At 64.9% G+C, this 20,126-nt stretch carries 24 protein-coding genes; 11 read left to right on the top strand and 13 right to left on the bottom strand.

Going from position 1 to position 20,126, the window contains the following annotated elements:
* Positions 1–139: 139 nt before the first annotated feature.
* Together dusB and EH231_RS18230 are read right to left on the bottom strand one after the other, a co-directional pair.
* Positions 140–1,315, bottom strand: a complete 1,176-nt coding sequence (gene dusB, locus EH231_RS18235; protein ID WP_124713010.1) for a tRNA dihydrouridine synthase DusB — start codon at positions 1,313–1,315, stop codon at positions 140–142.
* Positions 1,312–2,316 carry an acyl-ACP desaturase gene (locus EH231_RS18230; protein ID WP_090426674.1) on the bottom strand — a complete coding sequence of 335 codons (1,005 nt, stop codon included), beginning with the start codon at positions 2,314–2,316 and terminating at the stop codon, positions 1,312–1,314. Before EH231_RS18230 ends, dusB begins: the two co-directional genes overlap by 4 nt.
* Before the next feature lie 198 nt (positions 2,317–2,514).
* Between EH231_RS18230 and EH231_RS18225 the strand changes: the two genes are divergently transcribed.
* Positions 2,515–2,964, top strand: a complete 450-nt coding sequence (locus EH231_RS18225) for a hypothetical protein (RefSeq protein WP_090426676.1) — start codon at positions 2,515–2,517, stop codon at positions 2,962–2,964.
* A 180-nt stretch (positions 2,965–3,144) separates the two neighbouring features.
* Positions 3,145–3,585, top strand: a complete 441-nt coding sequence (locus EH231_RS18220; RefSeq protein ID WP_090426679.1) for a hypothetical protein — start codon at positions 3,145–3,147, stop codon at positions 3,583–3,585.
* A 15-nt stretch (positions 3,586–3,600) separates the two neighbouring features.
* Here the strand turns inward: EH231_RS18220 and EH231_RS18215 are convergent, their stop codons facing one another.
* The gene (locus EH231_RS18215; protein ID WP_090426682.1) at positions 3,601–4,185 is read right to left on the bottom strand and encodes a TetR/AcrR family transcriptional regulator; all 585 of its coding nucleotides are present in this window, start codon (positions 4,183–4,185) and stop codon (positions 3,601–3,603) included.
* Between the two features lie 80 nt (positions 4,186–4,265).
* Between EH231_RS18215 and EH231_RS18210 the strand changes: the two genes are divergently transcribed.
* Positions 4,266–5,276 (top strand): oxygenase MpaB family protein, encoded by a 1,011-nt coding sequence (locus tag EH231_RS18210; RefSeq protein ID WP_090426685.1) that lies wholly within the window; start codon positions 4,266–4,268, stop codon positions 5,274–5,276.
* A 5-nt stretch (positions 5,277–5,281) separates the two neighbouring features.
* Here EH231_RS18210 and EH231_RS18205 read toward each other — a convergent pair whose 3' ends face one another.
* Positions 5,282–5,608 (bottom strand): DUF732 domain-containing protein, encoded by a 327-nt coding sequence (locus tag EH231_RS18205; RefSeq protein WP_234927289.1) that lies wholly within the window; start codon positions 5,606–5,608, stop codon positions 5,282–5,284.
* Positions 5,609–5,798: 190 nt separating this feature from the next.
* Between EH231_RS18205 and EH231_RS18200 the strand changes: the two genes are divergently transcribed.
* The 4 genes from EH231_RS18200 to EH231_RS18190 all read left to right on the top strand — a co-directional run bounded on the left by EH231_RS18200 (position 5,799) and on the right by EH231_RS18190 (position 7,941).
* Positions 5,799–6,164 (top strand): group I truncated hemoglobin, encoded by a 366-nt coding sequence (locus tag EH231_RS18200; protein ID WP_090426691.1) that lies wholly within the window; start codon positions 5,799–5,801, stop codon positions 6,162–6,164.
* 142 nt (positions 6,165–6,306) lie between these two features.
* Positions 6,307–6,984 carry a TetR/AcrR family transcriptional regulator gene (locus EH231_RS18195; RefSeq protein ID WP_090426692.1) on the top strand — a complete coding sequence of 226 codons (678 nt, stop codon included), beginning with the start codon at positions 6,307–6,309 and terminating at the stop codon, positions 6,982–6,984.
* A 100-nt stretch (positions 6,985–7,084) separates the two neighbouring features.
* Complete coding sequence (locus EH231_RS33925; RefSeq protein ID WP_164480936.1) at positions 7,085–7,240, top strand: hypothetical protein; 156 nt, start codon at positions 7,085–7,087, stop codon at positions 7,238–7,240.
* On the top strand, positions 7,237–7,941 hold the full coding sequence (locus EH231_RS18190; protein WP_241177762.1) for a YoaK family protein: 705 nt from the start codon (positions 7,237–7,239) through the stop codon (positions 7,939–7,941). Before EH231_RS33925 ends, EH231_RS18190 begins: the two co-directional genes overlap by 4 nt.
* Before the next feature lie 11 nt (positions 7,942–7,952).
* On the opposite strand, the gene EH231_RS18185 is transcribed toward EH231_RS18190, so the two are convergent.
* The 7 genes from EH231_RS18185 to EH231_RS18155 are packed head-to-tail and all read right to left on the bottom strand — an operon-like array spanning position 7,953 to position 16,003.
* Positions 7,953–8,786, bottom strand: a complete 834-nt coding sequence (locus EH231_RS18185) for an ABC transporter ATP-binding protein (protein WP_124713009.1) — start codon at positions 8,784–8,786, stop codon at positions 7,953–7,955.
* Positions 8,783–9,637 carry an ABC transporter ATP-binding protein gene (locus EH231_RS18180; protein ID WP_124713008.1) on the bottom strand — a complete coding sequence of 285 codons (855 nt, stop codon included), beginning with the start codon at positions 9,635–9,637 and terminating at the stop codon, positions 8,783–8,785. Before EH231_RS18180 ends, EH231_RS18185 begins: the two co-directional genes overlap by 4 nt.
* Positions 9,634–10,506: an ABC transporter permease gene (locus tag EH231_RS18175; protein WP_090426700.1), complete on the bottom strand. Its 873-nt coding sequence runs from the start codon at positions 10,504–10,506 to the stop codon at positions 9,634–9,636. The genes EH231_RS18180 and EH231_RS18175 overlap by 4 nt, the downstream gene beginning before the upstream one ends.
* Positions 10,503–11,453, bottom strand: coding sequence for an ABC transporter permease (locus tag EH231_RS18170; RefSeq protein ID WP_205264740.1), 951 nt, complete (start codon positions 11,451–11,453; stop codon positions 10,503–10,505). Before EH231_RS18170 ends, EH231_RS18175 begins: the two co-directional genes overlap by 4 nt.
* A 31-nt stretch (positions 11,454–11,484) precedes the next feature.
* The gene (locus EH231_RS18165; RefSeq protein WP_090426707.1) at positions 11,485–13,137 is read right to left on the bottom strand and encodes an ABC transporter substrate-binding protein; all 1,653 of its coding nucleotides are present in this window, start codon (positions 13,135–13,137) and stop codon (positions 11,485–11,487) included.
* A 29-nt stretch (positions 13,138–13,166) separates the two neighbouring features.
* Positions 13,167–14,363 carry a M24 family metallopeptidase gene (locus tag EH231_RS18160; protein ID WP_090426709.1) on the bottom strand — a complete coding sequence of 399 codons (1,197 nt, stop codon included), beginning with the start codon at positions 14,361–14,363 and terminating at the stop codon, positions 13,167–13,169.
* 29 nt (positions 14,364–14,392) lie between these two features.
* On the bottom strand, positions 14,393–16,003 hold the full coding sequence (locus EH231_RS18155; RefSeq protein WP_234940017.1) for a gamma-glutamyltransferase family protein: 1,611 nt from the start codon (positions 16,001–16,003) through the stop codon (positions 14,393–14,395).
* 487 nt (positions 16,004–16,490) lie between these two features.
* Between EH231_RS18155 and EH231_RS18150 the strand changes: the two genes are divergently transcribed.
* A complete protein-coding gene (locus EH231_RS18150) occupies positions 16,491–17,792 on the top strand; it encodes a tyrosine-type recombinase/integrase (RefSeq protein ID WP_124713006.1) in 1,302 nt (433 codons plus the stop codon).
* Here the strand turns inward: EH231_RS18150 and EH231_RS18145 are convergent.
* Positions 17,789–18,574, bottom strand: coding sequence for a hypothetical protein (locus EH231_RS18145; RefSeq protein ID WP_124713005.1), 786 nt, complete (start codon positions 18,572–18,574; stop codon positions 17,789–17,791). The two genes, EH231_RS18150 and EH231_RS18145, sit on opposite strands and share 4 nt — an antisense overlap.
* Before the next feature lie 149 nt (positions 18,575–18,723).
* Positions 18,724–19,104 (bottom strand): hypothetical protein, encoded by a 381-nt coding sequence (locus tag EH231_RS18140; protein WP_206429597.1) that lies wholly within the window; start codon positions 19,102–19,104, stop codon positions 18,724–18,726.
* A 125-nt stretch (positions 19,105–19,229) separates the two neighbouring features.
* Between EH231_RS18140 and EH231_RS18135 the strand changes: the two genes are divergently transcribed.
* From EH231_RS18135 to EH231_RS34815, 3 genes are read left to right on the top strand one after another with little or no spacing between them, the layout of a single operon-like run.
* Entirely contained in the window at positions 19,230–19,529 is a 300-nt protein-coding gene (locus EH231_RS18135) for a helix-turn-helix domain-containing protein (RefSeq protein ID WP_206429596.1), read from the top strand.
* Positions 19,526–19,741, top strand: coding sequence for a helix-turn-helix domain-containing protein (locus EH231_RS18130; protein ID WP_124713003.1), 216 nt, complete (start codon positions 19,526–19,528; stop codon positions 19,739–19,741). Before EH231_RS18135 ends, EH231_RS18130 begins: the two co-directional genes overlap by 4 nt.
* A complete protein-coding gene (locus EH231_RS34815) occupies positions 19,738–20,100 on the top strand; it encodes a DUF6197 family protein (protein WP_124713002.1) in 363 nt (120 codons plus the stop codon). The genes EH231_RS18130 and EH231_RS34815 overlap by 4 nt, the downstream gene beginning before the upstream one ends.
* Positions 20,101–20,126 lie beyond the last annotated feature (26 nt).

Raw genomic sequence — 20,126 nt, 5'->3', positions numbered from 1 at the left:
CTCTTCTAGCAGCACTGTGCCGGACTGGCTACTTGAGCCGGCCGCGGCAGGGTTTTCATCGTACTGAGACATCCTGAGGCTGAGCTAGACCCAACCCGGTGACAGAGCTGTCTCGAAGTCGTCTCGGCGGGACTGCAGGTCAGCCTCCGGAATGCATCACATCGGCTCCGACCGGCACCGCGCAGTCGTCGGGATCGTCGAGCCATCCCTCGGGCAGCGACACCGAGGCGGCCGAGCCCTGCCGGCCGCGCGGACCGGTGGCCGCCGGCGGGAACGGGGCGTCGCCGTCCAGCTGGTCGAGCAGGTCGTCGAGCTCCTGGAGGGTCTTGACCAAGGCCAGCCCGCGCCGCAGATCAGCGCCGGCCGGGAAACCGTGCAGGTACCAGGCAACGTGCTTGCGGATGTCCCGCATGCCCTTGTCCTCGCCGAAGTGCTCGCTGAGCAGCTCGCCGTGGCGGCGCACGATGTCGGCCACCTCGCCCAGGGTCGGCGGGGTGGCGGCCTGGCGCCCGGTGAAGGCCGCCGAGAGCTCGGCGAACAGCCAGGGCCGGCCGAGGCAGCCCCGGCCGATGACCACGCCGTCGCAGCCGGTCGCGGCCATCATCGCCAGTGCGTCGTCGGCTTCGAAGATGTCGCCGTTGCCCAGCACCGGAATGCTGGTGACGTGGGCTTTGAGCGCGGCGATCTGGTCCCAATCGGCGGTGCCGGAGTAGCGCTGGGCCGCGGTGCGGGCGTGCAGCGCGACGGCTGCCGCGCCTTCCTCCTGGGCGATCCGCCCGGCATCCAGGTGAGTGTGGTGGGCGTCGTCGATGCCGATCCGGAATTTGACCGTCACCGGAATGTCGGTGCCCTCGACGCCGCGAACCGCGGCGGCCACGATCTGGCCGAACAGCCGCCGCTTGTAGGGCAGTGCCGATCCGCCGCCGCGCTTGGTGACCTTTGGCACGGGGCAGCCGAAGTTCATGTCGATGTGGTCGGCCATGCCCTCGTCGGCGATCATCTTGGCCGCCCGGTATGTGGTTTCCGGGTCCACCGTGTACAGCTGCAGCGACCGCGGCGATTCGTCGGGCGCGAACGTCGTCATGTGCATGGTGACCGGATGGCGTTCGACCAGCGCCCGGGCGGTGACCATCTCGCACACGTAGAGCCCGCTGACGGTTCCGGCACGGGCGATCTCGAGTTCGCGGCACAGTGTGCGGAACGCCACATTGGTCACCCCGGCCATCGGGGCCAGGACAACTGGACTGGGCAACGCGAACGGCCCGATCCGAAGTTGGGATCGGGCCGACATCGCGGGGGCGGCTGTCATTGTCATGCAGTGGACGAGGACGACACCAACAGGTTCTTCATGGCCTTCTTCTCGGCCACCTTGCGCTCCCGCTCCAGGCGACGCTCCTTGGCGACCTCGAACTTGTCGCAGGCGTCCTCGAGCTCTTCGACGATGCGGCCGAGGTCGTCACGCAGCCGCGCGCCCTCGCCGGTGAAGTCCTCACGCTCGAAGATGCGCCACTTGCGCAGCACCGGCATCACGACGTCGTCCAGGTGGATACGCGGGTCGTAGACGCCGCCGACGGCGATGATGACGGCCTTACGGCGGAAGTCGGGCACCGTGTATCCGGGCATCTTGAAGTTGTCCAGCACGCGGTGCAGCGACGCCATGCCCTGGTTGGGGGAGATGTCCAGGCCGGCCGCCGAGACGTCGCGGTAGAAGATCATGTGCAGGTTCTCATCGGCGGAGATGCGCTGCAGCAGCTGATCGGCGATCGGGTCGTCGCAGGCCTTGCCGGTGTTGCGGTGGCTGACGCGGGTCGCGAGTTCCTGGAACGACACGTACATCACCGAGTCGAACAGGCTCTCGGCGAAGAGATCGCCCTGCTGGTTCTGGCCGGGGGAGAAGCCGCGGGTGACCTGCTCGACGCGCAGTTCTTCCAGCTCGACGGGGTCGACGGCGCGGGTGACGACGAGGTAGTCGCGTAGGGCGATGCCGTGGCGGTTCTCCTCGGCGGTCCAGCGGTTGACCCAGTTGCCCCAAGCGCCGTCCATGCCCATGTTCATCGCGATCTCGCGGTGATACGAGGGCAGGTTGTCCTCGGTGAGCAGGTTCTGAATCATCGCGGTCCTGGCGACCTCGGACAGCTTCGACTGCTCGGGATCCCAGTCCTGGCCGCCGAGTGCGTAGTAGTTCTTGCCGTCCGACCACGGGATGAAGTCGTGGGGATTCCAGTCCTTACGCATCCGCATGTGGCGGTTGATGCTGGTCTCAACGACAGGCTCGAGTTCGTGCAGGAGCTGCAGGTCGGTGTATTCCTGCGTCATATGCGCTCACCCTCCTCGCGTCCCTGGGACGCTCAGTTATCTGTACCTGTTGGTAGCAGTCAATATATCTGTGTAAACCGGTGACATCAAGTTGCCCCGCGGGTGCGTTCGCGAGCCCTGCGTCACGCCCGCGGCGACTGTAAGATCCGCACGAACATCTGTCGGATACCCACGCTCGGAGGTTGGGCACACGTGAAAATGGTTGTCGTTGGTGCCGGAGCTGCAATTGCCACCGGTGCGGCCGTATCCCTGCTGTTCGGTGCCGGTGTAGCGGCTGCCGCACCGGACGTGGTCGGCCAAACCTACTCGGACGCTTCGACCGCGATCGAAGACAGCGGGGCCAGCGCCAAGGTGGCGGTCACGGTGGGAAGCAAGCTGTCCCAGGGTGATTGCATCGTCACCAACGCGTGGGACGCCCCGTTCGTGCGCGACAGCGGCGGCTCCTTCGGGCATGCCGACAGCGAGGTCATGGTCGCGTTGAACTGCGACGGTGACCATGCGACCGCCACCCACGGCGGCGCATCGGTGGCCAGCCCGGCGGGCCGAGAGGCCAAGGCGGCTTCCGACGAGGAAGAGGCGAAGGCTGAGGCGGAGGCCGCCGCTGCCCAGCAGGAGCAGCTCGAAGAGGTCAGCACGCCTGACGAGTAGCGGTTAAGTGGCCGTTAATTACTCGATGTGAGCCTGATCGCCGACTAAACTTCAGGTCAGCTCCCAAAGAGTCTTCTGTGGCACCTTGCCGCGGAACGAGGGGCGGCTGACAAACGCGGGCGTAAACGCTGGCACCCCACCTCTCCGGGAGAGATCACCGGACGGGGAAGGTCGGGCTAGATGAAGATCGCGATCGGGTTCGGAAGTGTCATCGGTGTATCCGCGGCGGGTTTTGCGTTCGCGGTCGTGGGCGCGGGGGCGGCTCAAGCGGCACCGGACGTGGTGGGGCAGACCTACAGCGACGCTGTCACCGCTATCGAGGACGGCGGAGGCACTGCGCATGTCGCGGTCACCGTGGGCAGCCGTTTGCCGCGTGACGAGTGCATCGTCACCAACGCGTGGACCGTCCGGCAGTTGGTGCCGCAGACTTCCGACACCTACTACGAATACAAAGAAGACGTCACCCAGGTGGCGCTCAACTGCGACGGCGATCACGCCACCGAGGAACATCCGGGCGCGTCGATAGCCAGCCCGGCGGGCCGTGAGGCCAAGGCCGCTGAAGATGAGGCGGCCGCGGCGGAGCAAGAGCCGATCGCCGAGGCCAGCACGCCTGACGAGTAGGTAGCCGGGATTTCCTCAGAAGCTGCCGGCCCGGCCGAGCAGCATGTCGACGCAGTAGTCGATGAACTGCTCGCGGCTGGCCGGCAGCCTGTCGTCGAGATACGCGGTGAACAGCGCCGTCAGTGCGCCGATCAGGCTGGTCGCGACCATCGCCTGACGGACCGGGTCGGCGATGCGGGTCAGTTTGCGTTGCAGCAGGCCGATGAAGTCGGGCATCCACTCCGCGCCCGAGCGGGTCAGCACCGGTTCGGATTCGGGGGCCAGCAGCAGCACGCGGCCGCGGGTGGGGTCGTCGACCATGAGTGCGACGAATCGTTCCACCGCGTCGCGGGGGGTGACGGCGGTGGTCAGCGCTGACATCGCCCGGGCGCAAACGTCGTCGTAGACGGCCCGGACGAAGGTGTCGCGGTCGGTGAAGCTCTCGTAGAAGTACCGTTCGGTGAGTTCGGCTGCGCGGCACACCGCACGGACCGTGAGGGCCGGGCCGTCGGCTTTGCCCAGCAAGTTGACGCCTGCGGCGATCAGTTCGTCGCGCCGGCGAGCCGTGCGTTCCTGAAGTGGAACACCCGACCATCGGCCGCGTCGTTGACCGGATGGCACATCTACTCCTAAGCTTTGATGACAACGTATGTAGTCACTTTTGAAACAGGACCATCGTCTTGCCGGCAGAAAGCGCACCTGTGACACAAGATACTTCTGAGACATGCCCCGTGACCAGCGGATCCGCTGTTGTGGCGGCGGGTTGCCCGGCCGCCCCGGGCGGCTATGAGACGCCGCCGATCCCGCTCGGACCGGATTCGCTGACGTGGAAGTACTTCGGCGACTGGCGAGGCATGCTCCAGGGGCCGTGGGCCGGGTCGATGCAGAACATGCACCCGCAGCTCGGCGCGGCGGTTACGGAGCACTCGATCTTCTTCCAGGAACGCTGGCCCCGCCTGCTGCGCTCGCTGTACCCCATCGGTGGCGTGGTGTTCGACGGGGACCGCGCGCCGCAGACCGGTGCCGAGGTGCGCGACTACCACGTCGACATCAAAGGGGTCGACGCTCAGGGGCGCCGCTACCACGCGCTGAATCCCGAGGTCTTCTACTGGGCGCATTCGACGTTCTTCGTCGGCACGATCATCGTGGCGGACCGGCTCGCGGGCGGGATCTCCGAGGCCGACAAGCGGCAGCTGTTCGAGGAGCACAAGCAGTGGTACTCGATGTACGGGATGAGCATGCGGCCCGTGCCGGAAACCTGGGAGGAGTTCCAGGTCTACTGGGAACACATGTGCCGCAACGTGTTAGAGAACAACCAGGCTGCCCGCGATGTGCTGGACCTGAGTGAGCTGCCGAAGCCGCCGTTCGCGTCGAAGATGCCCGACTGGATGTGGGCGCTGCAGCGCAAGTATGTGGTGCACCCGTTGTTCGTATGGTTCACGGTCGGCCTGTACCACCCGGCGGTGCGAGAGCTGATGGGATACACCTGGTCTGAGCGCGACGAGAAGATACATCGACTGCTGGGCAAGGTGATCGGCAAGGTTTTCAAACTGGTGCCCGTTCGACAGCGCATGCATCCACGGGCGCGCAGCGCATGGGACCGCGTCAAGGGACGAATTCCTGCCGACGCTCCGCTGGTGCACACCCCGGCCCGCAACCTGCCGCCAATCGGTCACCGCGACAACGGGATGCACTACTGCCCCGAGGTCTGAGGGCTTCAGCGCCCGACGAACGCCGCGTTCTGCGGGCAGTAAACCTTGACCGCACCCCGCACCAGGTTGGCGGCTTGGTGCTTGTCGATGCCGGCCTGGTTCATCAGCTGGCTGATGACTCCCCGCACTGTACGTGCGGGCTCGATCTTGCCCTTCGTGAGCGCGTCACAGACTCCGCGGCCGACCTGGCCGGCCTCCTCGGCCGAGTTGGTGGGGATGTTCAGGTCTTTGACGATGGTGAAGAACTGGTCATCCTGAGCGTCCGCGTGGGCCGGGGCGACCCCGAATGCGGCGCTCGCGGCCAGCGCGGCGGCACCGATCGTGGTGACCATGACTCGAGTGCGCGGGCGCCGGGACAACATTCGGTGACTCCTTCGTTCCAACTGCTGACGACCCCCGGCCATAACGATAAACGGGAGTGGTCCGTTGCGCTCACGCATACCCCGTAACTGTGAGGCCGCTGTAGCGGAGCGGCTACGCGGCGGTAATTGCAGGGCAACGGCGTTCCTCGATGCTGACGCCATGACGACCATCTATGACCAGATCGGCGGGGCCGAGGCACTCGAGACCGTCGTCGACGACTTCTACCGGCGGGTGCTGGCGGACGACCAGTTGTCCGGGTTTTTCACCGGAACCAACATGGGCCGGCTCAAGGGCAGGCAGGTGGAGTTCTTCGCCGCCGCATTGGGTGGACCCGTGGAGTACAGCGGCGCAGCGATGCGTCAGGTCCACCAGGGCCGTGGCATCACCATGCACCATTTCAACCTTGTGGCCGGCCACCTGGGAGGCAGCCTCGCCGAGGCCGGGGTGCCCGAGTCGACCGTGGGGCAGATCATCGCCGCGATCGCACCGCTGGCCGACGAGATCGCGACCGCGCGGAGCGCGTAAACCGGGGGTGCGCGGAGTGCGTGATGCGCGGGCGCCACTTTGCTGACGAGCGGAGAATTCGATCGGCGCGATGAGCGTCGGTGACGGGTACCGACTTTCCCGGGGAGGTCGGCACTGGGGAGCTGTGTGTCACAGTTGACAGGTGAAATACGGGCAGGGCACGGAGTCAAAGGCGGTCGATTGGTCCTCGACGCGCGGCCGGATCCTACTGGCGGCGTCGATACTGTTCGCTCAACGCGGATACTTCGGTACCTCGACGCGCGACATCGCCGAGGCTGTCCAGATCCGGCAGCCCTCGCTGTTCCACCACTTTCAGGCCAAGCATGAGATCTTCCGCGCCTTGATCGAACTCGATCTCGGTCCGTCGATCGACCGGATGAACCAGCGGCTGAACGAGCAATCGAGTTGGGCTGAGAAGCTGCACCTCGCCATAGCGTGCGACGTGCGTGAGATCCTGTTGCAACCGTTCGACGCCCGTGGGTTGTACCAGGACGCCGTACTCGCCCTGGACGACTTCGAGGCCGAACGTGAAGGCATTGCGCTGTTTCACGATCAGGTCGAGCGCGTGATCGATGGTGGCCGCCGGGCACATGAATTCGTGGCGTTTGAACCGAGTTTCGTGCTGAGGGCCATCAACGGCGTGCTGTTCGAGACTTTGCGCGAGCAGGGGGGTCCGTCCGGGCAGATGCGTCACGAACGTCCGCTGCAGGCGGCCGATTTCGTCGTGCGCTCGCTGCTCGTCGACCAGTCGCGGTTGGCAGATATCCGAGAAGCGACCGCTGTTCGACTCCGTGATCTCGAGCTGGCCAAGGCGAATTAGCCGACCGTAGGGGACAAGATCCCGCCCTTGGAGTTCCCTATCGACCGATAGTGGCCTATCGTTCGATAGACGTAATTCCGCACGAGGGGATAGTTCAGCCGTGCCCATATCCGACGGGTCATCCGCATTCTTCGGTGTCATCGCGACATCGCGCAGCTTGGCGACGGAAGCGGCGATGGGCGCATTCCGTGCCGACGGCCCGGCCGTCGCGGGGCGGTACGCCCGCCACCGCGCGATCCGGTGCGTGGCGAAATGACTTTGAAGCAGGCGAATTCGCGACCGTTTGTGCATCGCCATCTGCACCTGTGGCTGATGATGACGCTGACCGTGGTGACCGGTGCCCTCGACGCTGTCGGCTACCTGGGCCTGGACCGCGTCTTCACCGGCAATATGACGGGCAACATCGTCATCCTCGGCATGGGCATCGCCGCTGAGGAGGGCCTGCCGGTCGCTGGGCCGCTGATCGCGCTGATCGGCTACGTGCTGGGGGCGGCCATCGTCGGGAGGTTCATCCGCGGCCGCGACCGCGGATGGAGCGGCGTCATCACGGCGATCGTCTGTGTCAACGCCGTAGTGCTCGCGGTGGTCGCGACCGTTCTGCTGCGAGTACCCATGCCTGGGCAGTCGCTGGCCGGTATCGCCGCGGCGGCGACCATCGCCGTCGTCATGGGAGCCCAGGCGTCGACCGCGCGGTTCCTCGCGGTGATCGACATGACCACGGTGGTGGTGACGTCGACCCTCACTTCATACGCCAGCGAGACCCTGTTCAAGGGTGGGTTGGTCTGGTTCACCCACCGGCGGCTGTGGGCTGTGGTGGCGATTTTCGCCGGTGCGCTCTTCGGTGGCCTGATGATGAAGTTGCACATCAGCGTTCCGGTGTATGTGGCGGCGGTCGTCACACTCGTGACCGCGCTGGTGGGGCACCGCTATTGGGAGCGGACGTCGGCGCTTGTCTAGCGCCGCCCATTTCAGTCCCCGGCTCCGAGCAGTTCCAGTACCCCGGGCTCACGCCACCGCTCGCTGGGTATGCTGGCCTTGAGTCGCTGGGTGTAAGCCTGCCGCGGATTGCTCAGAACCTGTTCGGTGCTTCCCGATTCGACGATACGGCCGCGATGCATGACGACGACGTCGTCAGTCAGCTGACGGACGACACCGAGGTCGTGCGAGATCAGCAGGTAGGCCGTACCGAGCTCGTCGCGCAGGTCGGCGAGCAGGTTGAGGATCTGCGCCTGAATCGAGATATCCAGTGCTGCAACGGCTTCGTCGAGGACGATGATCCGAGGCTCGACCGCCAGCGCACGGGCGATCGCGACCCGCTGGCACTGACCGCCGGAGAGTTCCCGCGGTGTGCGGTCCAGCTGCGTGGCCGACAGTCCCACCAGGTCGGCGAGTCTGCTGATCCGGTCAGACCGGGATGCTCCGTCGGCTGGGGGATGCAGGCGCAGTACCTCGTCGAGGCAGGCGCGCACGGTCGAGCGCGGGTCGAGCGAGCCGTACGGGTCCTGATAGACCATCTGCACCAGCCGGGCGCGCCGCAGTCGCTCGCGTTGTCGGCGCGCGGGGCGGGTCAGGTCTTCGCCCAGGACACGTACCGTCCCAGCGGTCGCCGTTTCCAGACCCATGATGATTCGTGCCAGAGTGGTCTTCCCGGAACCGGATTCACCGACAATGCCGAGATCGCGGCCCGCGGTCATCTGGCAGGAGACAGAGTCGAGGGCGCGGGTGTCGACGCCGCGACGGCTGAAGATCCGCGATACGTCGGTCACCTCGATGAGTGCCAGGGGTTCAACGCCTTCGGTCATGGGGAGGTTTCCTCCAGTGCGGATTCGAAGGTTTCACGGTCGGCGGCAGTGATGACCGGAAGCCGTTGTGAGCGTTCGTCGACCGACGGCCGTGAGCGCAGCAACGCGATCGTGTAGGGGTGGGTGGCGTCGGTGTGAAGTCGATCGGCCTCGACCTGCTCGACGATACGTCCGCGGTACATGACGCATACGCGGTCGCACAGGGCGCCGGCCAGTTCAAGGTCGTGCGTGATGAACACCAATCCCAGATCGCGATCGTGGCACGCCTTTCGCAGGATCGCCGCGACCTCAGCCTGTCGGGTCACGTCCAGTGCCGTCGTGGCTTCGTCGGCCAGCAGCAACCGTGGATCGGTGGACAACGCCGCCGCGATCACCGCGCGCTGCAGCATGCCTCCGGAGAACTGATGCGGGTACTCGTCGAGCCGGCGATCAGGCTCGGGAATGCCCACCTCGGTGAACAATTCGATCGCACGCGCCCGCGCTGCCGCCCGCGACATCCGGCGGTTCACGCGCAGCGCCTCGGTGACGTATTCGCCGACACGGGCCACCGGGTTGACCGCGGCGCGGGGATCCTGGAACACCATGCCGAGGTCGACATCGCGGAATCGGTTGAGTTCGCGGGTGCCGAGGGCGAGCACATCGCGGCCGTCGAACATGATCCGCCCGGTGACCGTCGCACCCTCGGGTAGCAGCCGCGCAATCGCGTTGGCGGTGGTGCTCTTTCCAGATCCGGATTCGCCGATGAAGCCGACGATCTCGCCTCGATCGACGGTGAACGACACATCGTCGATGGCGCGGGTCCCGTCCGGCATGGTCACGGCGAGGCGATCGACCTCCAGGAGGTAGCTCATCGGCGTTCTCCGTTCAGGCTGACGCGGTCGGCGATCCGGTCGCCCAGCAGCGACACGCACGTCACGATGACGACGAGGGCGGCGCCGGCGAAAAGCGCCTCCTCCCAGTAACCCTGGATGAGTCCGCGCTGTCCCTCGGCGACCATCAGACCCCAGTCGGAATCGGGTGGTTGAACCCCGAGACCGAGGTAGGACAGCGCGGCGAGATCGACCAGGGCGTAGCCGAAGCAGATGGTGGACTGGGCCAGAGCAGTGGGAAGAACCGCAGGCAGCAGGTGCCGAGTCGCGATGCGCCATCGAGACTGTCCGAGTGTTACCAGTGCGGCCACGTAGGGCAGCGTCAGTTCTCCGATCGCGACGCTGCGCACGATGCGGGCCACGAACGGGACGTAGGAAACCGAAAGCGCCAGAACGGCCGTCGTGAATCCCGGCCTCAGCACCGACACCGCCAGGATGGCCAGCAGCAGACCTGGGAAGGCGAATCCGACGTCGAACAGTCTGCTGAGCACGCGGTCGGCCCATCCGCCGCTCATGGCGGCCGTCAACGCGAGAGCCGTTCCGAGTGACGCTGAGATCAGCACCACGATCGTCGGCCCCAGCAGGCTGGTCCGGGCGCCTTGGATCAAGCGGCTCAGGATGTCGCGCCCCGAGCCGTCGGTGCCCAGGAGCGCACCCGCTCCGCTCGGCCGATAGGTGTTGGCGAAATCGACTGCCGTGGGGTCCATCGGTGCCACCCACGGTGCACACAACGCGATGACCGCAGCGACGGCGACGACAACGGCCGCAACGATTCCCAGCGTGCCCAGGCTCTCCCGCCGGTTGCCTGGAGTCCTGCGGCGGCGCAACGACTCGAGCAGGACGGCGGTCATGCGTCGATTCCAAATCGGTTGCGCACCCTGGGGTCGATCAGGACCTGGAGGATGTCGACGGCCAGTACCACGACGACGATCACCGTGATCAGTACGAGCGAGACAGCCTGAACCACAGCGAAGTCCTTCTTGGCGACGGCCTCGGTGAGCAGTGACCCGATTCCGTCGAGGGCAAAGGCGCGTTCGATGACCACCGAACCGACGATGAGGCTGGTCATCGTCAGGCCCACGACCGTGGCCACCGGGGTAAGCCCATTGCGCAGAATGTGTTTGGTGACAACCGTGCGCCGCGGCAGCCCACGTGCGACGGCCGCGCGCACATGGTCACGTGCCGCCTCTTCGCGCAGCGCCGCCCGAGTCACCCGGATGACGTAAGACCCCGAGGCCAGCGTCAACGCCAGCACGGGAAGCGTCAGGTGGTGGAGACGATCGACCACGCCTTCGCCCGAGCCGAAAGTGGGAAACCACCGCAGGGTGACCGAGAAAATGAAGATGAGCACAGCTGCCGCAACGAAACTCGGCACGGCCACCCCCACCGACGTCAGGCCCAGGATCGCGTCGCTGACAGTGCGGCGCGCCAGCGCGGCTACGATTCCCAGGCCGACGCCCACCACGACGATGACGACCATCGCGTACGCCACCAGGCTCGTCGTGGTGATGAGCCGAGGGCCGAGCAGGTTGGCCACGTCGTCGCGATAGGTGATCGATTGCCCGAACCGGCCGGACAACACGTCGCCGAGCCAGCTGAACCAGCGGGTCAGGAACGGATCGTCGAGATGGTAGTGCTCACGCAACGCTGCGATCGCCTCGGGAGCCAGCGTCCGATTGCCGATCAGGTAGCCGAGCGGATCGCCTGGCGCCAGATACAACGCGCCGAAGATCAGCAACGACGACAGCAACAGTGTCACTGCGCCTTCGGCCAGCCGGATCGAGATGAAGCGGATCACGCCGGACCTCGCCGGCATATCGTCAGTAGGCTCATGCGGCTCCCACCTTCGCTGCCCACGGGAAGTACAGGAACGCGATAGACGGTGTCGCGCCGGTGATCCGGTTGTTCATGTACATCGGAATCCTGGGATTGGCGACGTTGATCATGGCTACTTCGTCGACGGCGGCTGCCTGTGCCGCGACGAGCTTGCGAGCCCGCTCGTCATTGTCGAACGTCTCATAGGCCGCGCGCACGTTGTCGGTGAGCCCAGGAGCGTTGAGCGCGCCGTAGTTGTATGCGCTCAGCGGGGTGAACTCGCTCAGGCTCACCAACGGTTCGGCGACACCGGCACCGTATTCGCCCACGATGAATGCGTCATAGGCGGCGCGGGCGGCCTTGTCGAAGTAGAGGTTGGTGAAACTCGTGACGGGCAGCGGAACGACTTTGACGTCGATCCCGATTTCGCGGCCGGCGTCCGCGAGCAGTTGTGCGGTCTTGGTTTCCGCTTCCAGTTCGGCGGGGTAGGCCACCGAGATGCTCTGTCCGGTGTGCCCGCCATCGGCGGTGAGCTTCTTGGCACCCTCGACGTCACGGGCGGGGTTGGCGTACTGGGCTGCTGCCGCTTCGAAAATCGGACGGCTGTAGCCCCAGGCGCCGGATTGGATCGGGGTCAACGATGCCTCGGCGGTGCCGTGGTACACCCCGTTGACGATGCCCTGCCTATCCAACGCCATGCTCAGTGCGTGCCGAACATCCTTGTTCTGCATGGGCCCTGGGCGTTCCGTGGGGCGGATGGCCAGCCAGTCGGTGCCGGCACCGAGGTAGAACTTGCCCTTGCCGGACGAGCGCAGCGGTTCCATGGCCGAAAGCGGTGTGCGGTGCGTTCCGTCGATGTCTCCGGACAACAGGCTGCTGGTGATGGTCGCCTCGTCGGTGACGAACGTGAGAGCCGCGCGGTCGGCCTTGGCGGCGTTGGCGGCGTTCCAGTAGTCGGGGTTCTTCGTCATCTCGATGGTCTTGCCGGGCTTCCAACTGTCGAAGCGCAACGGCCCGGTGCACATGATGCCGCCGCTTGCGGTCCCGTAGGCCGAACCCGCGTGCTCCACGAACTGCTTGTTGCCGATTACGCCCGCCGCGGTGGACAGCATTCGCTCGAAGATGGCATCGGGCTGTTTGAACCGAACGGTGACCTGACGGTCGCCGGTGGCCTGGATCGAATCTACGCGGTCGTAAAACGGAGAGGCCCAATAGGATCCGGCCTTCGGGTCAAGGTTCCGGGACAGGCTGAACACCACATCCTCGGTCGTCATGGGGGCGCCGTTCCAGAACTTCACGCCGTCGCGGATGGTGATCACCATCGTCTTGTCATCCGGTCGGTCGATTCGTTCGGCCAGGCCCGGGGACAGCGTCATGTCCTCGTTCTGGACCATGAGGCTCTCGCACATGTTGGCCAGCGTCGCGTTCTCGGAGTCCGAGTAGGCCAGGATCCAGTCCAGTGAGGCGGGCTCGCCGTTGGCCAGATTCCAGGTGAAGTGATCGATCGGGCCCTTGGCCGGGGCCGTGGTGAAGGCGGTCTCGACCGTGCCTTCGCCGTTGCGTGCATTACCGGCGGGTGGCCGGTCGCCGGAACAGCCGGTCATGGCCGCGGTGATGGCGACGACCAGCGCGGTCGCCGTGACGGCGGAGCGAGCGTTTGTCAACATGGACGATTCCCTTGTCGCGAGGTGACGGATCAGTTTTCGGACCAGATGTCGATGACGGGGTGCAAATCGCGGGGGCCGTCCTCGGTCACCACGATGTTGCGTTCGAAGGTTGCGCCGGTGCCTTCGCGAATGACGAAGCGCTCCAAGGCAAGTGTCATCCCGACCTCGATCGGTCGAGGGTCGCCCGCGCGGATCCACGGGGCCTCGAACCCGAGCCCCAGACCGTGGCCGCCGGCCTGGAACTCTGCCGCGGCAAAGTCGTAATCCTGGGCCCGCAGCAGGTCGTCGGCGGCCTTGGCGACATCGGAAACCGTGGCGCCAGGAACTGCCGCGGCAACGGCGGCGTTCACAGAGTCCTGGGCGAGCGCGAACGCGCTCGCCTGGGCATCGGTGGGTGCGTGGTCGATGACGCGGCTGCGCGCGAGGTCGAAGAAATACCCGCGGTAGGCGCCACTGAAGTCGACGGTGAACAGATCACCTGGCCGCAACACGCGCTGCGACCAGGTGGGTGCGCCGTCAGGGAGGCCGTCGGTATCTTCGCCGAACGTAGCGACGAAGGCGTTCGCAACCACGGCGTCACTGCGGGTCGCCTCGGCGACGAGAGCCGCGACGACATCAGCTTCCCGGGCACCCGCCCGCAGTACGTCGAGCGCGGTCCGAAACGACGCGTCGGCGATCCGTCCGGCGTGCTCGAGAAGAGCGATCTCGGCGGGAGATTTGATCGACCGCAGCCGTTCGACCAGATCGTCGACGATGACGAGTTCAGCGTCGCAGACGGGCGCGACGGCCTTCTCCAGGTGGCCGAATTGGCGTGCGGTCATCGTGTCGGTGCCGCACACCGCGACTCGGCGGCGCTTGCCGGCGAGGACATTGGCGATCAGATCGCCGAGGGTTTCCCCATTGCCGACGTCGAGTGTGAGGTGGTCGGTCACCGCACGGGGCTCGGAGAAGCGGTCATCCGAGCACAGCACCGCATTGTCGTGGGTGACGACGAGCGCTGCATACCCGCGATCCGCCCACGCGCCCGGGACGTCGCGGATGATCGGGAAGAACGGGTAGTGGCCGCAGAGATACTGAACGTTCGCGAAGCGCTCCACCGTTCCGCCGCCGCGAGCCCAGATGACGACGGCGTCGATGTCATCGGCGGCGAGTTGAGTGCGCAGGTTGGCAATTCGCCGTTCATACTCCTCGCTGGAGATCGAGGCTGTCGTTGCTGTGCTCTGCATTCTTTCCTGCTCCTTGGGCTTCGAGGCGGCTAGCTGTTGGGGCTGATGGTGCGCGGGTAGTGGGCGACGGCGGCCGAACCGTCTGATCGGGGATCAGAGGCTGCGGACATACGGCCGTCGGACTCCGCGAAGACGACGTTGGCTTGACCGAGCGACTCGGTTTTCGGCGGCACCTCCAGCAGGAAGAGCCCGCTGCCGACCAGCGCCTCCCGGGTGGTGTATGACGAGTCTGATTCGAAGGACACCAAATCGTCTGTGGCGCCGTCAGATTGCGGCCCGACGATGCCGCGTGGCGCGGCGACTGCGGACTGCGCCGTAGCGCCGCGCGTGGCGTGCAGAAGAATCTGCGCGAGGATCTGCGGCTGGCCTTGTCCCCCCATCGTGGACAGGATGTGCCGAACGGAGCCGTCCTTCAACGTCATCGCCGGCATCAACGTGTGGGCGGGTCGCTTACGCGGGGCAATCACGTTGGGGGCGTGCTCGTCGAGCGAGAAGCTCGTCCCTCGGTTGTGGAACAAGATTCCGGTCTCCGGGTCGATCAATCCTGACCCGAACGCGTAGAAGACGCTCTGGATCAACGACACCGCATAGCCGTCGCTGTCCATCGCCGATACGCCCACGGTGTCACCGTTCGGGACGAGGGCCGAATCGCGGGCGTGGCCGACCGGTGCGAACGACGTGAGGTCGTCGCCCACCAGGGCGTTGGCGTCGACGCTGGCCTGGCGTGGATCGGCCAGCAAATCATCGCGAAGCCGGTTGGCGCGATGGAACAGTCGCATGACGGTGCCGAAGTCCGCGCCCAGTGGGTCGGCGAGACCCAGTTGCTCCACCGCTCGAAGGACGCGCAGCAGGATGAAACCGTGGGTGTTCGGCGGGCTGGTCAGGACGGTGAGGTCTCCGAAGGTGGTCTCCAGTGGTGCGGTGATCTCGGGACGGAAGTCCGCGAAGTCGTCTGAAACGAGCTGGGATCCGCGTGATCGCAGGTAGGCGATGGAGCTCGCGGCAAGGTCGCCCGCGTAGAACTCGTCAGGGCCCCCGGCGCGCAGGCGTGAGAAGCTCGCGGCGAGTTCGGGTTGCCGCAGGACATCCCCGGCCCGGCGGCATTGCCCATCGGGGCGGAATACCCGGTCGAAGTCGGTTGTGCCGTGCAGATCGGCGTTTTCGGGATGAAGTAGATGCCATGCCGCGGACGGGGCGAGGGGCACTCCTGCTGCGGCGGCCACCTCTGCCGCCGCGAGGGTGTCGGACCAGGAGAGCCGAGATCCATGGTTGCGGAGAGCTTCCCACCCGCGTACGCCGCCGGGGACGGTCACCGTATGTACGTCACGAGCCGGCAGGGCACGGCCGAACCTCGAGCGCAGTGTTGCCGCATCGGTATCGAGCGGTGCCCATCCTGACGAGTTGACGCAGTGCACCTCTCCGTTGGGCTCACGCACCAGGGCGATCAGATCGCTGCCAAGCGCCACATTGTGTGGGTAGACCACTGTGAGCACGGCCGCGGCGGCGATGGCCGCATCGATCGCCGTGCCGCCGTCACGGAACGCGTTCAGGCCCGCCTCGGTGGCAAGGGTGTGCGGGGCCGCGATGGCTCCTGTGAACGACGCACGGGTGGCGTCGGGGGATTCGGCAGGGGTGCGCAAGGTACCCGCAACTCCTCTCGTGAGTGTCCAACGCGCCGCCGACGACGGCGTGGGTCCTGCAATATCGGTCGTGTGTGACCGCAGTCCATGTGGGCTTCCGGAGTGGCGTAAGCCACACCAGCCTATCGAATGATAGGGCCTATTGATCGATAGGGGAAGGGCTTGGCGACAGGGGCTATCTGGGCACGAAAAGCGAAGACCCAACATCCGGGAAGATGTTGGGTCTCGCTGAGTGTGGGCATCCGATGCGCCGTGCGGCGGGGATCGGGTACGGGAAACTCCAGGTACCGGCCTTGACCAGTGCCCCCAGTAGGGCTCGAACCTACGACCTGCGGATTAAAAGCCCGTAGATACACCCCCCGCACACGTGGGTGTATGGTGTCAAACATGCAGCTAAGGCGAGTTTAGAGTCCCTAGAGGACTCATGATGACTCACCCGTAGTTGATACCTGTAGTTGATACCTAGGCACCGCGAGAGGGGCGAAACATGGCCGACGAGCCAGCCAAAAATAAGAGGCGCGCGAAGGGCGATGGAGGGCTGTACGAGGACGCCAACGGGCTGCATGTCGGCATCGTCTGGGTGACCGGTCCTGACGGCAAAAAGAAGCAGAAGCGAGTAGCCAGCAAGAGCAAAGCGGTGGCCGCTGCCAAGCTCAATAAACTGCGCGCCGACGTGCTCGCCGGGAAGGTCGGAACCACGCCGGGGAAGGTGCGAACGGTGGGCGAGTGGCTGGACTACTGGCTGACCGTTAAGAAGCGTGAGGTTCGCCCGAAGTCGTACACGAGTTACGAGAGCACTGTTCGGCTGTACCTCAAGCCGCATATCGGCCATGTCCGGCTGGACCGGCTGACGGTCGCTCAGGTCCGCTCTACGCTCTCCGCGCTACAGGACGGGGCCGGAGACGCCAAGGGTTCGACGCGGAACGCTGAGAAGGCGTATCAGGCGCTAAACAACGCACTCAAGCAGGCGGTCAACGAGTCCGTGATTCCGCGCAACGTGTGCGATGCGATCAAGAAGCCGAAGCACCGGAAGCAGCAGCGCGGCGCATTCGAGAAGAACGCGGCGGTCCACATTCTGCGGACGGCGGCTAAGCGGGACGACGAGGACGCCCCGAAGCGACCTAAGCTCGCGTCCCGGTGGGCGGCGGCGTTCATGACCGGCGCGCGTCAGGCCGAGCTGATCGGTTTGGAGTGGGATCGGGTCGACATTAAGAACGGCGTGCTGGATATCTCGTGGCAGTTGCAGCGGCTTTCGTATGAGCATGGCTGCGGGGAGCCTAAGGACGGTGAGTATCCGTGCGGCAAGGTGCGGGTTGGGTATTGCCCTGAGCGGAGGTTTGTTCCGCCGCCCGGCTTTGAGTTCCGGCCCTGCCACCGGTCGCTGTTCTGGACGCGGCCTAAGACGTACGCAGGGGAGCGGATTGTGCCGATGGCACCACTGCTCGCTGAGTCGCTTAAGGTGCATTCCCGGCTAGATACCGACCCGAACCCGTATGGGCTGGTGTGGCATCACCGTGACGGCAGGCCGTTAAGCCAAGAGGACGACAACGAGCAGTGGAACATGTTGATGGCTGCCGCCGGGATTGAGAAGTTGCCCCGGCAAGTGGTGCTGCATGAGGCGCGGAATACGGCGGCGACGATGCTCTTAGAGTCGGGTATCGACGCTAGGGTTATTCAGCAGATTTTGGGGCACACGTCGATCTTGCAGACGCGGGAGTATCAGCGGGTCAGTTTGGAGCTGGGTAAGAGCGCCGTCAGCAATGCTTTCGACGCCCTCCTGCCTGGTTAGACTGCGCCGTCGAGCTGCTTAGGCGCGGGTGCCTTCCGGGTCTTGCGCTTAAGCGGCTTCTGGGCGCGGATGCGCTTCCACACATGGGCCTTAAGGTGACGCTGCTTGCGGGTCCACGAAAGGCTCATGGTGGCATATCCGACAATCGCGGCAACGACGGTGATTCGCCACGGCCAACGCCCCTCAGCTAACCCGATGGTCGACAGGACGGGCGCAGTGAGCGCGATGCCGGTAGCGATCAGGTAGAGGTTCACGATTAGCGGGGTACGTGGGTCGCTCGTGCGGATGCACCAGAACAACCAATACGTATTGGCGAGGAGCCAGACGTAGATCACGGCCACGAGCGGCGTAATTACTGCGTGACTGCCGGTGAGCCATAGTCCGACGACTGTTGGTAAGACCACCGTGAGCGGCAGGCTGACATGGGCATTGAGTCGCGCGACCTTGTAGCGGCGGGTCCACGTCATGCGTGAAATGAGGTCACTCAAAAAGACTGCGTGGGCGCAGATTAGGGCGATGTGCCCGATGAGGAACTGTGCGGGGAGATAGCTATACGTAAATGTGTTGGGGGCCAACGGATTAAGCACCCCGAGCCAGGGGGAAAGCAAGATCAGCGCGGTTAGCGTGAGTGCGGCGCTGGCAGTTGTGCCTACCTCCCAGCGCACTCGCCAGGTTTGTCGTCGTAATACCTGGTTGGCGATTCCTGCGCCTACGAGAGTCCACATGAGCGCGTGGTCCACGAGGGGGGTCAGTTCATTGGCAAGGTGGAACTGTTCGAGCATAGGGTCGTGCCTTTACGGGAGGGCCTGGACTCACGTCCTTGGGAGGGTGGAAACGGCTTGTGGCTCAGGCCGTTACAGGGAATGTACTGCCCTGTTACCCGGCCGTCAATGGCCGTTTTCCCTCCCGGCAAACTCCCGTAAAACACGCATTACAGAGGCGGAATATCGGTGCGTGCCTGGGGGCGGCTAAGTCGGCTTCTGGTCCGTCTCCTCACTGTCGTTAGCACCGGAGGGTCCAACGTCGCATCGCTCACGTCGGCTATGACTTCACCCTCCCGCTCTAGAAAGTCGATCAGGTCCGTCTTGGACAGGTGGCCGAAGCGCACCAACAGATCAACCTTGTCTAGGCCGAAGTGCTCAGCGACCGCCATGAGGTTGGGAATGCTGTTGAGCACGCCCTTGTCCCGCTGCTCGTAATAGGTGGAACGGGACATGCCCAGCGCGCTCAGCGCCTCTTGCATACGCACCTGCCGTTTAAGCAGGTAGCTCACTACAACGATCAGGTCATTGTCTTCATCTCTGGCCGACATGCCGATCATCTTGTCCGACTTACGGGACAAGTGTCAACCCGGCTGACCAGCAAAGACGGTCTTACACGGCTGTAATTTTGTCCGATTCGTCGGACAAAACACTTCCGGATCGGACCGGACTGTGTATGGTTCAAACCGTGACGCCGACAACCTCCCAAACCTCAGCCCACACAATTCGCTGGATTCCCGACGCCGTGCAGAATCTCCTGCATAACCACGACATTCTGACGCGCACCGAGCTTGCAAACACGCTGGGTGTAGCGCGTTCCACCGTGTACCGCACGTTCGATGACGACTGGTCCGGTGAGCCGAGTATGACGATGCTGGCGAAGATGGCCGGACACTTCCGCGTCCCGTTGAACCGCATTGTCACGGAGCCGGGTAGCGGGACCGGGCGGCGCAAAACTGTCCGGCTAGCCGGATGACTGCCGCCACACCGCTTCTGTCCGATGAACCTGACAGATTGCTTGTCACTCGCCCAGAAGCCGCACGAATGCTGTCCCTATCCGTTCCTGAGATTGACCGGCTGCGCTTGGCCGGAAAGCTGCTGGCGAAGAAGCACGGCTCAAAGGTGCTGTTCCCGGTGAAAGAGCTTGAGCGTTTCGCTAACGACCTGCCTTGGGAGCTTGACCAGTGACTAGAACCCGCATCGAACCCGATACCGAAGCTGTCGAAGAACTTAAGGCCGCGTTAGAGCGGCTAAGAAAGGACGGATGGAACCGTGGAAAGTTTCACGATGTCACAACAGGCCAGTGCTGTGCTCTTGGGGCATTCGGCTATGCGTTCCCCACGGACTCGCCCGGCGTTAAGTACCTCGCCTACGCAATCCGAACCCGCAAAGGTGGGCATCCATACCCGGCAGACATGCCCGATATGTCCGTCGTCATTCGTTTCAACGATGCACATGGCCGAAAGTGGGCGGACGTTGAGGCTGCATTCCTCGCCGCTATCCGTTACGCGGAGGGTAAAGGCGTCTATGTCCGAGAAGGCCGTTAGGGATAACCTGCTGGCCGCGCTGTCTC

This window comes from Mycolicibacterium nivoides (genome assembly GCF_003855255.1).
Classification (GTDB): domain Bacteria; phylum Actinomycetota; class Actinomycetes; order Mycobacteriales; family Mycobacteriaceae; genus Mycobacterium; species Mycobacterium nivoides.
The sequence above is the reverse complement of the archived record's forward strand: the minus strand, read 5'-3'. Positions and strand labels throughout refer to the sequence as shown.